Below are 13,875 nucleotides of genomic sequence, written 5' to 3'. Positions count from 1 at the left end.
CCTTCGTCATCGCCCTCAACGGCTTCGACGGACACCAGCCCTACACCCCCGACGAGGTCCGCGAGGCCCTCCAGATCGGACCCGACACCCCGATCCTGACCACGGACGCGCGCCACCGCGCCGACGCGAAGAGCGCGCTGATCACGCTCGTCGAGCACGCGCTCATGGCACGGCTCCGCTAGGACCGGTCCGGATGCACGGAAGGGCCCCGCACTCCGGACGGAGTGCGGGGCCCTTTCACGCCTTGCGTATCAGCGCTGCCAGGAGTGCGGGGCGTGGAAGCCCGGGCTGCGCTCCAGGCGGCGCCATCCGGCGGTGCTGCGGCCGCGGTGGGCGGGGGGCGCGGTGGGCTGGGCGGCGGCGCGGGCGAGCAGGACCGCGGTTATCGCGGCCAGTTCCTCGGGGTCGGCGAGGCCCTTCTCGACACGCAGCACGGACTCGGCGGCAGTGGTCATGTGGTTTCTCCGTCTTCTCGGCAGGCAGGTCTTCGCGGGCCCGGCAGGGGTGCTGCGCGGCGTGCGGACTACTGCGGGGGGTTGCCGTGCTTGCGGGACGGCAGGTCGGCGTGCTTGGTGCGGAGCATGGCGAGCGAGGCGATCAGCACCTCGCGGGTCTCGGCGGGGTCGATGACGTCGTCGACCAGGCCCCGCTCGGCCGCGTAGTACGGATGCATCAGTTCCGCCTTGTACTCCTTGACCATGCGCTTCCGCATGGCTTCCGGGTCCTCGGCGTCGGCGATCTGCCGACGGAAGATGACGTTGGCGGCGCCCTCGGCGCCCATCACCGCGATCTCGTTGGTCGGCCAGGCGTAGGTCAGGTCCGCTCCGATGGACTGGCTGTCCATCACGATGTACGCACCGCCGTACGCCTTGCGCAGGATCAGCGAGATCCTCGGCACGGTGGCGTTGCAGTACGCGTAGAGCAGCTTCGCGCCGTGCCGAATGATTCCACCGTGCTCCTGATCGACCCCGGGCAGAAAGCCGGGTACGTCCAAAAGAGTGATGATGGGAATGTTGAATGCATCACACATCTGGACGAATCGAGCGGCCTTCTCGGAGGCCTCGATGTCCAGGACGCCGGCCAGGGACTGCGGCTGGTTGGCGACGATGCCGACGACCTGGCCGTCCATCCGGGCCAGGGCGCAGACGATGTTGCGGGCCCAGCGCTCGTGGATCTCCAGGTAGTCGCCGTCGTCGACGAGCTCCTCGATGACCTTGTGCATGTCGTACGGGCGGTTGCCGTCGGCCGGGACCAGGTCGAGCAGGACGTCGCCGCGCCGGTCGGCGGGGTCGTCGCTGGCGACGACGGGCGGGTTCTCGCGGTTGTTCGAGGGCAGCATCCCGATCAGGTACCGGACCTCGGCGATGCAGGTCTCCTCGTCGTCGTACGCGAAGTGCGCGACGCCGGAGGTCTCCGCGTGCACATCGGCGCCGCCGAGCCCGTTCTGGGTGATCTCCTCGCCCGTCACCGCCTTGACCACGTCCGGGCCGGTGATGAACATCTGCGAGGTCTCACGGACCATGAACACGAAGTCGGTCAGCGCCGGGCTGTAGGCCGCGCCGCCCGCGCACGGGCCGAGCATCACGCTGATCTGCGGGATCACGCCCGAGGCCCGGGTGTTGCGCTGGAAGATGCCGCCGTACCCGGCGAGCGCGGAGACGCCCTCCTGGATTCGGGCGCCCGCGCCGTCGTTCAGCGACACCAGCGGGGCACCGGCCGAGATGGCCATGTCCATGATCTTGTGGATCTTCGTGGCGTGGGCCTCGCCCAGCGCACCGCCGAAGATCCGGAAGTCGTGCGCGTACACGAAGACCGTACGGCCGTCGACCGTGCCCCAGCCGGTGATGACACCGTCGGTGTACGGCTTCTTCTCCTCCAGGCCGAAGCCGGTCGCCCGGTGCCGGCGCAGCTGCTCGACCTCCTTGAACGAACCCTCGTCCAGGAGCAGCGCGATGCGCTCACGCGCCGTCAGCTTGCCCTTGGCGTGCTGCGCCTCGGTCGCCCGGTCACTCGGTCCGCGACGGGCCTGCTCACGCAGTGCCAGCAGTTCGGCCACACGGCCACGGGTGTCGCTCGGCTCGCCCGGGGTTTCGTCCACAACGGTCATGTACCGACCCTACGAAGCCGGGCAAGTAAATCCTGCCGTCGACTCCGTACAGTCTCCTGACCCGTTTCCTGGTGGAGCCCGACAGAAGGTGAGCCGGATGCAGGCGAACTACCAGCCGGTACGGGGCACTCTTTGTGCGAGTCCGACAAAGGCTCACTGTGGTCTGCTGCACACCCCGGTCAGCCTCCGGGTGTGGTCCGGTTGGGCGTTCTGTACTCGTTGGACGTCGTCGAGCCGGGTCTTCACCGGGGCTCCGGGGTCGGCGATGGTCAGCAGCACCGCCTCGTAGAAGGCGTCCCGCACGGCGGCGGGCATCACGTCCGACGCGTCCAGGCAGAGCGGCACCCGCTGGTCGGTGAGACGGCCGCTGATCTGCTTCTCGACCGTCCCCTTCCTGGCGGGGACGTCGGGGTCCGGCGAGAATACCCCGGCCCTGCGGCCCCACTCCTCCTGCGCCGGGCGCGAGGTGAGCCGGGTGAGCAGATCGCGGGCCTGTCCGGAGTCGCCGAAGAGCGCGGCGAAGTCGGCGGACACCTCGCGGCCCTTGAGCGTCGGGCCCGAGGGCAGCAGCGCCGCGGAGTCCGTGAAGGCGGCCAGCCCGCTGCGGTCCCGGTAGAAGGACCGGGCGAAGGAGCCCTGGTGCTCCAGGACGCAGCCCTTGTCGTCGAAGAGCAGTCCGTGCTTGCCGGGCTCGCCCCGGTGGTCGTCGAGCAGGGCCCGGCGGGCGGTGTCCGGGGCCTGGGCCAGCAGGCCGGCCCACAGGCTCCAGGCATGGACCACGCGGGCGTCCGTCCAGCTCAGGTCCCCGGTCGCCCAGCGCTCGTACAGCACCGGGCCCGCCGTCTGCAGCATCAGGTCCTCGATCCAGTCGCTGCCCGGCCAGCCCGAGGCCCCGTCGTCGCCCATGCCGATGCACCAGGAGGTCAGCGGCGCGGGGCGGGAGGGCGGCGGCCGGTCCTTGCGGTACCAGACGATGCTCTTGAGGTCTGCCTTGAGCGGCACCCAGAGGTCGGCCTTTATGCCCTCCGCCTCCGGCTGCCAGGGCCTGCCGTACTTCGCGCCGGCGCCCTTGCCCAGCGGGCGCAGCCGCTTTTCCGCGGCGTACTCGACGAGGTCCCCGACGCCGGGCAGGATCGCGATGTCGGGCGGATTGCCGGCCTGCACGGCGGCGAGCAGGACCTCCCGGGTGGCGGCGGTGCCCTGGTAGGTGTAGGGGGTTCCCAGGGTGTCCAGGACGGCCTGGAACTGGGCCTGCTGGTCGTCGGTCCACGGCCCGAGGATCGTCACCTTCGGCTGTTCGCCGCCGCCTGGCGCGGCGAGTCCGCAGCCCGCCGCGGCCAGTGCCAGACACAGGACGAGCAGGACGGCGCGGGCGCGCAGCATCATCCGGTCCTCCAGTAGTCGGCGTTCAGATGCCGGCCGATGCCGACGGCGGGCAGCAGCACGAGCAGGGCACCGACCGCCAGCGCCCCGTAGTAGACCCCGCTCTGCCAGCCCTCGGCGGCCAGTCCGGCACGCGCCCTGGTCGACTCGCCGGTGACGGCCTGCTGGGCTCCGGCCAGGGCGTCGAGGTCGTGGGTCCGTCGGTCGGGGTCCTGTTGTCCGTGGGCCCGCTGTTCGATCCGGATCAGCCGGTCACGGGCGGTGGCCAGCTGGTCCTGGGTTCTGTTCGCCGCGATCAGCGGGACCGTCGCCAGGAGGACGACGGCCAGCAGCGAGAGCAGCAGGCAGGCGTCGAGGCTGTGGCCGCAGCGGGTGCGCAGCACCCACAGCGCGGAGAGGGTGATCAGGGCCATGGCCAGCAGGCCGAGCTCGGCAACCGCCCAGCCGGACCACCGCAGGGGACTCATCGAGGTGAGCGTGCCGATCCGGTCCATCTGGTGTCTCTGGAGGACGTCCAGACGCGGCACCACACCGGTGCCCTTGCGGGTGAGGAGGGTCTCGGCCTCGGTGAACTTCTCGGTCTGCATCGGTTTGTCCGACACGTACTTCACCGCACCGGGGGTGATGGAGCTGCTGTACGAGGTGAGCAGCCCGTTCACGGTTTCGAGCACCCCGCGCCCCCGGTCCCCGTCGATCTGCACGTCGGAGAGCCGGGACAGGCCCTGGTCGGCGGCGGCCAGCTGGTTCTCGTAGCGGGCACCGGCGCCGACCACATCGGCGATGCCGCTCTTCACGGAGAACTCGGCCTCCCCGTGGGCGCGCAGCAGGGCGAGCTGGGTGGCGGCCACGCCCTGCACGGCCGGGGCGCCCCGGTCGCGCATCTCGCCCGCCGAGATCTGCACCTCGCGGTACGAGACGAGCAGGGCGCTCATCGAGACCACCGCGGTCACCAGCATCGCGGCCAGCTGCCGCTCCAGCAGCCGCCGGGTCCTGGAGCGGTAGGCGCGCTCGCCCGGTCGCCGTCCGAACCTCACAGCTGCCTCCCGCAGTGGATGCAGAACACGGCCGCGGGTCCGGCCGGACGGTCGCAGTACGGGCATCGGAGTACCGGTCCGTCCGGGGGTGGCGGGGGCAGCTCCATGGGGTGTCCGGAGGTGATGCTCAGCATCCCCTCCCGGACGGCGCCCGGGTCGACGGACGGCCCGATCCGGATGATCCCGCGAGGACCGTCCACGATGCGGGCGACCTTGCGGACCTCGTCCAGGACCCAGTCGGCGGCGATCTCGGTGGCGAGCCGGACGGCCAGTCCGAGCCGCGCCTCGGCCCGCTCGCGGCTCCCCAGGTCGAGGGCGGCGTACCCGTCGTTGAGCGCGGTCCGCATCCGTGTGGAGACGTTCATGGTGTGGATGTCGCGGCCCGCGGCGCCGGAGATGCGGGCGGTGGCCGCGGCGGTGCCCGACGGCAGCCAGCGGACCACGACCGCTTCGGTGGCGCCGCCGACGGTGACGGCGGCGAGCTGGAGGGGAACGCCCAGCGGGTCGTTGCCCGCGTCGGCCCGGAGGGTGAGCAGGTAGTCGCGGGATTCCGGCTGCCACTGGTGGGTGCGGAACTCCAGCCGTCGCGGGTCGTCCCGGACCGGTTCCGCCGCCAGCCGCTGCTGGTGCGGTGCGGTCTCGATCAGTGTCGCCTCCCGTACGTTCGGACGCATCGTCACCTCGATGGGCAGCTCGGGGCTGCGGACCTTGCGCAGCCTGCCCAGGGCGGTCGCCACGGCGGGGGCGAAGGCGTCGGGCGAGGAGGCGGCGGCGCCGTGCAGCCGTTTCGCGACGGCGATCAGCGGAGCCGGGTCCCAGCCCGCTCCCGGGGCGATGACATCGGCCGTGAACTCCCCTTCGCAGCGCGCCAGTTCCATGCTCAGGGCGCTGTCCGGGCGGGAGGCGTCGCCCTCGCCGGCCCGGCCGGCGCCGTCGGTGACGAGCACGAGATGCCGTACGGGGAGGGCGCGTTCGGCGAAGAGTTCGCGGGCCCTGGCCAGCCAGGTGGTGTATCCGGCCGACGGCTGCCCCTCGTCGGCCGCGGCGATCCGTCCGACGCTGAAGGCGGCGTCCTGACGGTCGGCGGGATCGGCGAGCGCCCACCGGCCGCGCAGCGGGTAGCACTGCGAGGCCCCGCCGCCCAGCACGGTGTAGGAGATCCCGTCGGGCAGGGCTCCCACCGCTTCGGTCAGCGCCGCGACGGCCGCGTCACGCCGCCCGGCGGCCACGTCCACCGCGAGGACCAGGGCGATGTCGACGGCGGGAATCCGGTCGCGCGGCCCGACCGCGACGGCCCGGACCCGCACATGGGCGTCGATCCGGGCGTCCGGGGCCGGCCGCTGCTTCTTCGTGGCCTGGACGGACAGGCTGATCCCGAGGCCGGCCAGCGCGGCGGTGCGGCCCATTCAGCTGCCTCCAGGGGTACGGCGCCGGGGCGGCAACCAGAAACGGGTCTGCGGGCGGACGGCGTGGGAGAGGTCGATGAGCTTCTCGTGGTCGGCGGTGTCCTTGCACTGCCGGGCCATCCAGCGGTAGCACCGGGCCAGTTCCTCCCGTACGGCCCGCTCACCGGGCACCGGTGCCGGTGGCAGTCCGCGCCGCCACCAGCGGCCGTCGGGCCCCGGGCGGCCCGCCTCGGCCCGGACCGCGTCGAGCTTCCACTCGTACAGTTCGGTGCGCAGCAGCCGGGCCGGCTCGTCGCCCGTCACCACGGACGCCGGATGCGGGCCGGGGCCGCCCTCGCGCAGCGGGACGGCGGCGAGCACGGTGTCGATCCGCCGCTTGCCGGGCAGCGGGTGCCCGCCCGCCGCGAGCCGGGCCGCCCGGATGCGCAGCGCGGCGATCCGGGCGACGGCGTGGTCGCGCGACTCGTCGGGCACCAGGTCCAGGACCTCGGCCGCCGCGTCCCGGTCGCCGCGGGCCAGGGCCAGCCTGGCCAGGCCCAGCGCGGCGCCGACGTGGGAGGGGTTGCGGGCGTGCACGGCCCGGAAGAGTTCGTACGCCGAGGGGACCGTACCGGCCGGGCGGTCCGGTCCCAGCTGCTCCGCGGCGTAGGCCAGGGCCAGCTTCGCGGCGTACTCGCCGGGCAGTGCCCGGTGGACGGCGGCGAAGTGTTCCAGGGCGGCCTCCAGCTGCTGCCGCCGCTCGTCCAGGACCTCCGCGCCGCGCAGCGCGACGAGTCCCCGGTGCCAGCTGAGCCGCCACTGCCGCACCGGTCCGGGGCCGGGTATCGCGTCCGCCGCCTCCACCTGTTCGCGCGCCCGGGCCAGCGCCTCGCCGCCTTCCCGGCCGAGCAGCAGCCGGACGTTGTGCAGGCAGATCTCCACCGACCGCTCCCCCTCGGCGGGCTGGGCGAGCAGCCGGCCGGGGTCGTAGCTGCTCACCAGGAACCGGGCCGCCTCCGGGTCCCCGGGGTAGGGCCTGGGGACCGGCAGCCGCCGCGCGATCTCGGTGGGGGTGGGGAGCCCGGGGTCCAGGACGGGCGCCTCGGGCGTCTGGTCGCGGCGGTGCGGGGCGCGGTCCAGCCAGTGCGCGTACTCGGGCACGGTGCCCAGCCGGGCGCCGAGCAGTTCGGTGGACGGGGTGAAGTAGGCGGACGGCTCGGTCCGGTCCCGTTTTCCGCGCAGCGCCCGGATCTCGCGCAGCACTCCGCGCAGCTGGCCGGCCATCTCCTCGGCGTCGGCGAACCGTCGTTCCGGGTCCTCGTCGGTCGCCCGCTCCACCACCAGGCGGAACGAGCTGGTGCCGAGACCGGGTACGTCGTCGCCGACCGCCCAGCCCGCCAGTTCGGCCAGGGTCACCCCGACGGTGTGGATGTCGTGGGCGACGGTCAGCGGAGTGCCGCCGGCCGTCTCGGGCGCGGCGTATCTGGGGGTGATGACGGGCGGCGGCCCGGCGGCACCGCTCTTCCGTACCCCGCCGAGGTCGATGACCTTGACGCCGTCGTACTCGTGGACGACGTTGGACGGCTTCATGTCCCCGTACAGGAATCCCATGCCGTGCAGATGGTCGAGGGCTTCGAGGATCTGGCAGCCGTAGGTGATGACGTGTTCGATGTCGAGGACGAAGTTGCCCTGCCGGGTCGCCTCGATCACGGCGGAGAGCGTGCGGTCGCCGACGTCCTGCATCACGATGTAGCCGCCGGAGACCGTGCCGTCCGCGCTGCTGGTGCTGACGAAGTCCCGGATCTGGACGATGCGTTCGTGCCGGATGGCGACGAGGCTGCGGCGCTCCTCGGCGGCTTGGGCGGCGCCCCGTTCCGCGTACCGGTTCAGCATCCCCTTCACGGCGACGAGGTCTTCCAGATGGGTGTCGCGGGCGAGATAGACCCAGCCCTGGCCGCCGTGGGCGATGGGCCCGAGGATCCGGTACTGGTCCTGGAGGAGCGGCCCGTCCCGGCTGAGCTCGGGGCGGTAGGAGTACGGGGCGCCGCACTTGGGGCAGTGGCCCTCGTCGGGCGGCGGGGCGGCGGTGTACGGGGCGACGAAGTACGTGGCGCAGGACTTGGACGAGCAGCTCATCCGCACCTGCGCCTGTGTCACGGCGGCGCCCAGCCGCTGCTCCGGGGTGCTCGGGCTGAGCGGGGGCAGTTCCAGCAGCCCCTTGGGTCCGCACCGGTCGGGGGCGGTGGGCAGTGGCGGGAGTCCCGGGCCGTCCTCGGAGCGGCCGCAGGCGTCGCAGTAGCCGGTGGACAGCACGGCGCCCTCGCAGGGGGCTCCGGTGAACCGGCGGTGCGGGCAGGGGATCCTCATCGGCTGCCCGCCCGGCCCTGGTCGCCGCGTGGTCCGGGTACGCCCGCCCGGCCGTACCGCTCCAGGTCCGCCCGGAGTTCACGCAGCAGGGCGCGCAGGCCGCGGAGCTGCTCGTGCGGGTCCGGGGCGGCGCGCAGTCGTGCCAGCTGATGGCGGCGGCGGGCCGCGCCGGTGCGTGGCAGGGGGATCAGGGAGCCGGACTCCACCAGGCCGTTCAGCCCGGCCCAGTCCGTCTCGATCGCCTCGACGCGGCGGACCAGCCGTTCGGCCCACTCGTCGAGGGCGGGCGACAGCAGCTGCCGCGCGACCTCGGTGACCTCGTCGCCGTGGCTGTCCCGCACGATGACGAGCAGCCGGAAGCCGAGCGTCCGCACCCGTGCGAGCAGGGGCACCAGCCCGAGCGGGCGCGGGTCCTCGTCGAGTCCGATCACGGCGAGGGTGGGCCCCGCGCCCCCCTGCTCCCCGTCCGCCGGCCGCTCGGGCGGGGTGCCGCCCGTGAGCAGCCACTCCCGGTAGGCCCGGGCGAGGTGGCGGGGCGGTCGCAGCCGGGTCACCAGCTCGTCGGTGAAGTCCTCGGGGGTGGTGCGTCCGCCCCGGTAGACGAGGTGGGCGCGGTGCAGGTGGTGCTTGAGGGTGCGGTCGCGGCCGCCGCCGTGGGGTACGACACTGAAGCGCACCGCGGGCTCGTCGCCCCCGGCGAACCATCTCCGCAGCCGCCGGTCCAGCCCGTGGTCCCATCCGTCCGGGCCGCTCAACTCGGCGACCAGCGGGACGAGTTCGGCGACTCTGTCGATCGGGATCATGTACGAGAACGCCAGGTCGTTGTCGGCGGGCAGCGCCAGATCGAGGTCGCCGCGCCAGCTGACGACCATCCCGACGACCCGCTCGGGCGGTCCGGCCGGCCCGCCGCGCACCTGCACGGCGGCCCCGCTGAACCCTTTTCTCACCACTTGCTCGTTGCGCCCGGCGTCGAGCTGGATCCAGGCGCCGTGCGCTCCGCTGATCCGCCCGGTCAGCCACATCCCGTCGGCGAAGGACCGCGCGTACCCGCCGATCCACACCTCGTCGCCGCGCTCCAGGCTCCGTTCGAGGGTCGCGGGGGTGGCATGGGGGCGTGGGCTGTCCAGGGCGAGTACGGCGATGTCCTCGCCGTTCGCCCCGAGTCCGGGCAGCCAGCCCCCCTCGGCCACGCGGGCCCCGACGGGCGCGATGGCGGGGTTCTCGGCGAATTCCACCCAGATCCGGGCGTCGGGCTCCTTCACGACGTGCGCGCAGGTCAGTGCCCGGTCACGGGTGAGCAGCACCCCGGCGCCGCAGACCTGCCCGTCCGCGCCGCCGCACCGTAATCGGAGCCGCCAGTCCGCCTTCAACTCCCCCATGCCGCAAGAGAATACGCGCGTAGCGGGTACCGCTCCCAGCCTTCGGACACACTCCGGTCACCTGAGGTCCACCGAATGTCACGACCGGAGGCTCCGTTGCCGCACGCGTGTGCGGGGCGGGCGCACCGGTCGGGTGCGTCCGCCCCGCGTCGGGAGGCTTCAGCCGCCGCAGTGGAAGCGTGCGTCGCCCCAGTCCGCGTGGTCGTTGCCGTTGCCGTCGCCGCCGTCGCCGACGACGAGTTCGACGTACTTGGCTCCGGTGACGTCCGCCGTCAGCGACCAGGCGCTGTCGGCCGCCTTCAGCACGGGCGACTTCACCTTCTCGGTGCCGTCGGCCCTGACGGAGAACTGCACGCTGCCGGCGGTCTTCTGTACGTCGTCCACGCCGACCTGGGCGGTGAACGAGGTGCACTTGCCGCCCAGGTAGTAGCGGATCTTCGCCGGTGCGTGGCTGCCGAGGCCCTTGGCGTAGACGGTTCCGCCGATGGTCAGCGGGGAGCCGTCGCCGGTGCCGGTCTCACCGTTGGAGAGGTCCTTCTCCACCGGGCCCCAGCCGTTCTCGGCGGCCGTCCAGTCCAGGTCGCTGGCCCAGCTGTCGGTGGTGGGCGGCGGCGGCAGGGTCCTTACGGAGGTCTGTGCGCCGAGGGTGCGCCGGGCTCCGCCGACGGTGTACGCCGCCTCGGAGGTCAGGCCGTACGTCCGGTACTCGGCGTCGACCGGCGGGGTGACCTGCCAGCTGCCGGTGGCCTCGGCGCCCGCCGCGACCGAGTCGAAGGTGACGGCGCCGGAGGGCTCCGCCTTCCAGCCCTCGGGTACGGACAGGCTCAGGGTGACACCGGTCGCCGCCGTCGCCTCGTAGTTGGTGAACGAGACCTTGACGGTGTTGGCCGTGCCCGGCTCCAGGGTCTCGGCGGCCGGTTCGACGCCGAGGGTGCCGCAGGCGGCCTGCTCGGAGTCGGGCGCCGGGCCGAGGTCGGTCACGGTGAAGGAGTCGAGGACGAAGTCGGCGCCGTCGGGGGCGTCGTCGCGCTTGCGCAGCCCGGTCCAGGTGTCGCCGCAGCCCGCGGTGACGGTCTCGGCGAAGTGGCCGGTGGTGCGCTGCTGTCCGATGGCGGTGGTCCGGGTCTCGACCGAGTCGGGCTTGCCGTCGGCGGTGATCCGGTCGTAGCCGTCGACCCATTCGTAGGCACCGGCGTGGCTGGACTGGTAGTCGTACTCGACCTTGTAGCGGTGCCCGTCGGCCATCGGCACGGTCCACGGGGCGGTGCGGTAGACGAGTCCGGCGTTCTCCTCGTGGGACTTGAGGGACTCCTTGCCGCCGATCACGTCGTCGATCAGCTTTCCGTTCCACCCGGCCTGGGTGTAGGGGGCGTGCAGCTGGGAGATGACGGTGCGGGGGTCGGTGGAGCCGCCCGCGTCGCCCTTGAGGAAGGGGCCCCAGCCCTGGTCCACGGCCTCGAAGTCCTCGTAGGAGAGGGTGTTCTCCTTGGCCTTCGGGGCGTTGGCGACGATGCGTACGTCATCGGCCCGGACGCTCGCGGCACTGCCTCCGGCCGCCTCGATGCGCAGGGTGGTGCGGCCGTTCGCGGGGGCGGTGAAGTTCACCTTGGCCCGCTGGAAGTACGTACCGTGCCGTTCGGACGCGGCGACGTAGTCCTTCGCGGTGGAGCGGTCCACCGAGACGGACTTCCCGCCGGCCGAGAGCGTGGTGTGCCGGGTCTTTCCGGGCTGGACCTCGATGAGCGCGGAGGCGGTGTAGCGCTTGCCGGGGGTGAGGCCGTCGATGCGCTGGGAGAGCGCGGCGGTGCCGCTGCCGGAGAGCTCGGCGCTGTTGAGGCCGTTGGCGTCGGTCTCGCGGGCGACGGTTCCGGTCTTCGACCAGGCGGTCAGCGCCTTGTCGTTGAAGCCCGGGTCGTCGACCGGGGTGCCCTCGCCCCACCGGGGATCGGCGGCCTTCGGCGCCTGCTTCGGGTAGAGGACGTACGGCTGCCCGGCCTTGGCGGTCAGCGTGATCCTCCCGTCGACGGGCTTGACCGTGCCGGTCCTGACCCGCCCGTTGTCGGTGAGCTCGTAGACGGTGTACGTACCGTTCGACGGCACCGCCCAGCTGCTCGTGCCACCGGACCTGCTGTAGTGGTAGAGCTTCTTCCCGCCGTCCCACGGCAGCAGGTAGTCGGTGCCGCTGAGGACCTTGCGGCCGTGGTCGTAGAAGGTCCGCCTGCCGTCCTCGACCGTGCCCCGGACATCGCCGGTGAGGGTGATGTCATTGCCGTCCCAGCGGGTGATCTGCTGCTGCTGGAGGTACTTGGCGGGCAGGTTGCGCTGCCAGATGTTGTCGTAGAAGGCGTTCCAGTCGGTCTCGTTGGTCCAGCCCTCGAACTCCTCGATGGCGCTCTGGCCGAGGACCGGGTCGTTGTTCCAGACGTCCTTCTCGCCGTTGCGGATGAACCGGATGATCTTCGAGTTGAGGCCCTTGTTGGTGGCGCCGCCGTAGTCGAGGTCATTGGCCCAGTGCGACCAGAGCGAGCCGCGCTCGAACTTGTCGGCCCACTCGGTGGCGACGTTCCAGCCCTGCTTCTGCACGGACTGGAGGGTCTTGTCGGCGATCCAGCCGTGCGTGTAGTAGACGTCGATGTAGAGCAGGCTCAGGTTCGGGTCGGTCTCGTCGCGCAGCTGCTGGAAGCGCTTGGCCAGGTCGCCACTGTTGATGTCGCGGCGCTGGTCGATGTAGTAGCTCTGGCCCAGCCAGTTCCAGCCCGGCTTGGTCTTGTCGACGAGCTTCTCGTCGAAGGCCTTGGCCTCCGGGTACGCCTCGGTGGCGTTGACGTGGACGCCGAAGGTGGCGCCCCACTTCTTGCCGTCCTTCAGGAGCTCGTTGAGGTCCTTCAGCCCGCCGGCCCGCTTGTTGTAGTCGCCGCCGTAGTCGGGGTGGGCGGAGTCGTGGCCCTCGGAGGCGTACCCCTTGAGGAGCGCCAGCTGCCCGAGGCCGTCGGTGGCGAGGGAGATCCGCTTGACGTCGTCGAGGGTGCGCAGGAAGGGGTGGGTGGCCTGGCTGGCGAAGTTGAACGGGATGTGGGTGACGACCCGGTCCGGGGTGTCCTTGCTGCCGGGCGCCTCGACGCCGATGGAGCGGAACGCGACGGCGCCGTCCTGCCAGTCGACCGCCTTGTCGCCGTTGGCGTCGGGCGTGACGACGACCTTCGCCCAGGGGAGGTTGTCCCCGCTCTCCGGCTTCGGTGCCCCCTCGCCCCGGTAGGTCCACTGCCCGGACCAGACGCCGACCCGGACGCCGCCGTTGTCGGCCTTGCGGGCCTGGTGCCAGAACCGGGCGTCGTCGCCGCCGGTGGCGCCGGACGGCTTGTCGTACGAGGAGTTGGACTCGACGGCGGCGGCGAGCGCACCCGTGTTGACGATCGCGTACGAGGCACCGACGGGCGCCTTGTCGGCGGCGGTGTCCGCGGTGACCTTCGAGAAGACGTCGGCGGTCTTCGTCGAGTCGTTGTCCAGCCGGGTGAAGGCGGTGGCCCCGCCGGTGTCGGTGGAGCCCACGGAGACAAGGTCGTGGCCGGGTATGTCGATGGTGCCGACGCGGAAGGCCTCGGTGTCGCGGACGGCCGTCACCTTGAAGGTGGTGGCGCGTCCGGAGACGGAGAGCGAGGCGTCGATCTCGATGCCGGGCAGGTCGGTGAAGGTCAGCGTGTAGCGGGCGGCCGAGGCGGTGACCCTGGGGGCGCCCTTGAGCTTCACCGGGTGCGCGGTGCCGTTCAGGGTCACGGCGGTGACCGGCTGGGTGCTGCCGAACAGCCGGGCGCCACTGGCCCTGTCGGTGTACGCCAGGACGCGCGGGAAGTCGTCGGCGACGGCGACCGAGAGCTGCGCGGACCCGATGACGGTGGCGCCCGCGGGTACGGCCGGTCCGACTGCGGCGGGTGAGGGGGCGGAGGCGGCGGTGGCGGGGAGCGCGGTCCCCACCAGCGCCAGGACGGCGGCTGAGGCGGCGGCGACAGCGCCCGCCGAAGTGAATCTTCGCGACATGTGCTCTGAGTAGTCCCAGTGACCGGACACCGTCAACGACCTGCGGCGACTCGGAGCCCTCCAGTCCAACAACCGCGTTGCGTAAGTCCAAGCGGGGCTCCGGACGGGGGAAGTGACCACTCGTCGGGCGCGTGGAGGAGTTCCCCGAAGCCGGCCCTCACCCCGAAGCCCTCCACGTAGCCTGG

The 13,875-nt window shown here is 72.4% G+C and carries 8 protein-coding genes and 1 pseudogene; 1 reads left to right on the top strand and 8 read right to left on the bottom strand.

Features of this window, described 5'->3' with window-relative positions:
* Positions 1-182: pseudogene (locus tag AB0D53_RS39425) on the top strand (ATP-binding protein); the annotation flags it as partial.
* A 69-nt stretch (positions 183-251) separates the two neighbouring features.
* Here the strand turns inward: AB0D53_RS39425 and AB0D53_RS39420 are convergent.
* The 8 genes from AB0D53_RS39420 to AB0D53_RS39385 form a co-directional block, all read right to left on the bottom strand.
* On the bottom strand, positions 252-455 hold the full coding sequence (locus AB0D53_RS39420) for an acyl-CoA carboxylase subunit epsilon (RefSeq protein ID WP_362454181.1): 204 nt from the start codon (positions 453-455) through the stop codon (positions 252-254).
* Between the two features lie 68 nt (positions 456-523).
* Positions 524-2,107 (bottom strand): acyl-CoA carboxylase subunit beta, encoded by a 1,584-nt coding sequence (locus tag AB0D53_RS39415; protein ID WP_362454180.1) that lies wholly within the window; start codon positions 2,105-2,107, stop codon positions 524-526.
* 153 nt (positions 2,108-2,260) lie between these two features.
* A complete protein-coding gene (locus AB0D53_RS39410; protein ID WP_362454179.1) occupies positions 2,261-3,493 on the bottom strand; it encodes a carbohydrate ABC transporter substrate-binding protein in 1,233 nt (410 codons plus the stop codon).
* Entirely contained in the window at positions 3,490-4,524 is a 1,035-nt protein-coding gene (locus tag AB0D53_RS39405; protein ID WP_362454178.1) for a hypothetical protein, read from the bottom strand. The genes AB0D53_RS39410 and AB0D53_RS39405 overlap by 4 nt, the downstream gene beginning before the upstream one ends.
* Entirely contained in the window at positions 4,521-5,930 is a 1,410-nt protein-coding gene (locus tag AB0D53_RS39400) for a hypothetical protein (protein ID WP_362454177.1), read from the bottom strand. The genes AB0D53_RS39405 and AB0D53_RS39400 overlap by 4 nt, the downstream gene beginning before the upstream one ends.
* Positions 5,931-8,276, bottom strand: a complete 2,346-nt coding sequence (locus tag AB0D53_RS39395) for a tetratricopeptide repeat protein (RefSeq protein ID WP_362454176.1) — start codon at positions 8,274-8,276, stop codon at positions 5,931-5,933.
* Positions 8,273-9,655 carry a serine protease gene (locus AB0D53_RS39390; RefSeq protein ID WP_362454175.1) on the bottom strand — a complete coding sequence of 461 codons (1,383 nt, stop codon included), beginning with the start codon at positions 9,653-9,655 and terminating at the stop codon, positions 8,273-8,275. The genes AB0D53_RS39395 and AB0D53_RS39390 overlap by 4 nt, the downstream gene beginning before the upstream one ends.
* A gap of 159 nt (positions 9,656-9,814) precedes the next feature.
* Positions 9,815-13,690: an endo-alpha-N-acetylgalactosaminidase family protein gene (locus AB0D53_RS39385; protein ID WP_362454174.1), complete on the bottom strand. Its 3,876-nt coding sequence runs from the start codon at positions 13,688-13,690 to the stop codon at positions 9,815-9,817.
* Between the last annotated feature and the right edge of the window lie 185 nt (positions 13,691-13,875).

Origin of the sequence: Streptomyces sp. NPDC048295, from assembly GCF_040652135.1 — a bacterium.
Lineage (GTDB): Bacteria > Actinomycetota > Actinomycetes > Streptomycetales > Streptomycetaceae > Streptomyces.
This window is presented reverse-complemented; position numbering and strand designations above follow the sequence as displayed.

Excerpts from the sequence above, each read along its gene's own strand:
- AB0D53_RS39415 (WP_362454180.1), bottom strand. The coding sequence starts at position 2,107 with ATGACCGTTGTGGACGAAACCCCGGGCGAGCCGAGCGACACCCGTGGC.
- AB0D53_RS39385 (WP_362454174.1), bottom strand. The coding sequence starts at position 13,690 with ATGTCGCGAAGATTCACTTCGGCGGGCGCTGTCGCCGCCGCCTCAGCC.
- AB0D53_RS39420 (WP_362454181.1), bottom strand. The coding sequence starts at position 455 with ATGACCACTGCCGCCGAGTCCGTGCTGCGTGTCGAGAAGGGCCTCGCC.
- AB0D53_RS39410 (WP_362454179.1), bottom strand. The coding sequence starts at position 3,493 with ATGATGCTGCGCGCCCGCGCCGTCCTGCTCGTCCTGTGTCTGGCACTG.
- AB0D53_RS39400 (WP_362454177.1), bottom strand. The coding sequence starts at position 5,930 with ATGGGCCGCACCGCCGCGCTGGCCGGCCTCGGGATCAGCCTGTCCGTC.
- AB0D53_RS39395 (WP_362454176.1), bottom strand. The coding sequence starts at position 8,276 with ATGAGGATCCCCTGCCCGCACCGCCGGTTCACCGGAGCCCCCTGCGAG.
- AB0D53_RS39390 (WP_362454175.1), bottom strand. The coding sequence starts at position 9,655 with ATGGGGGAGTTGAAGGCGGACTGGCGGCTCCGATTACGGTGCGGCGGC.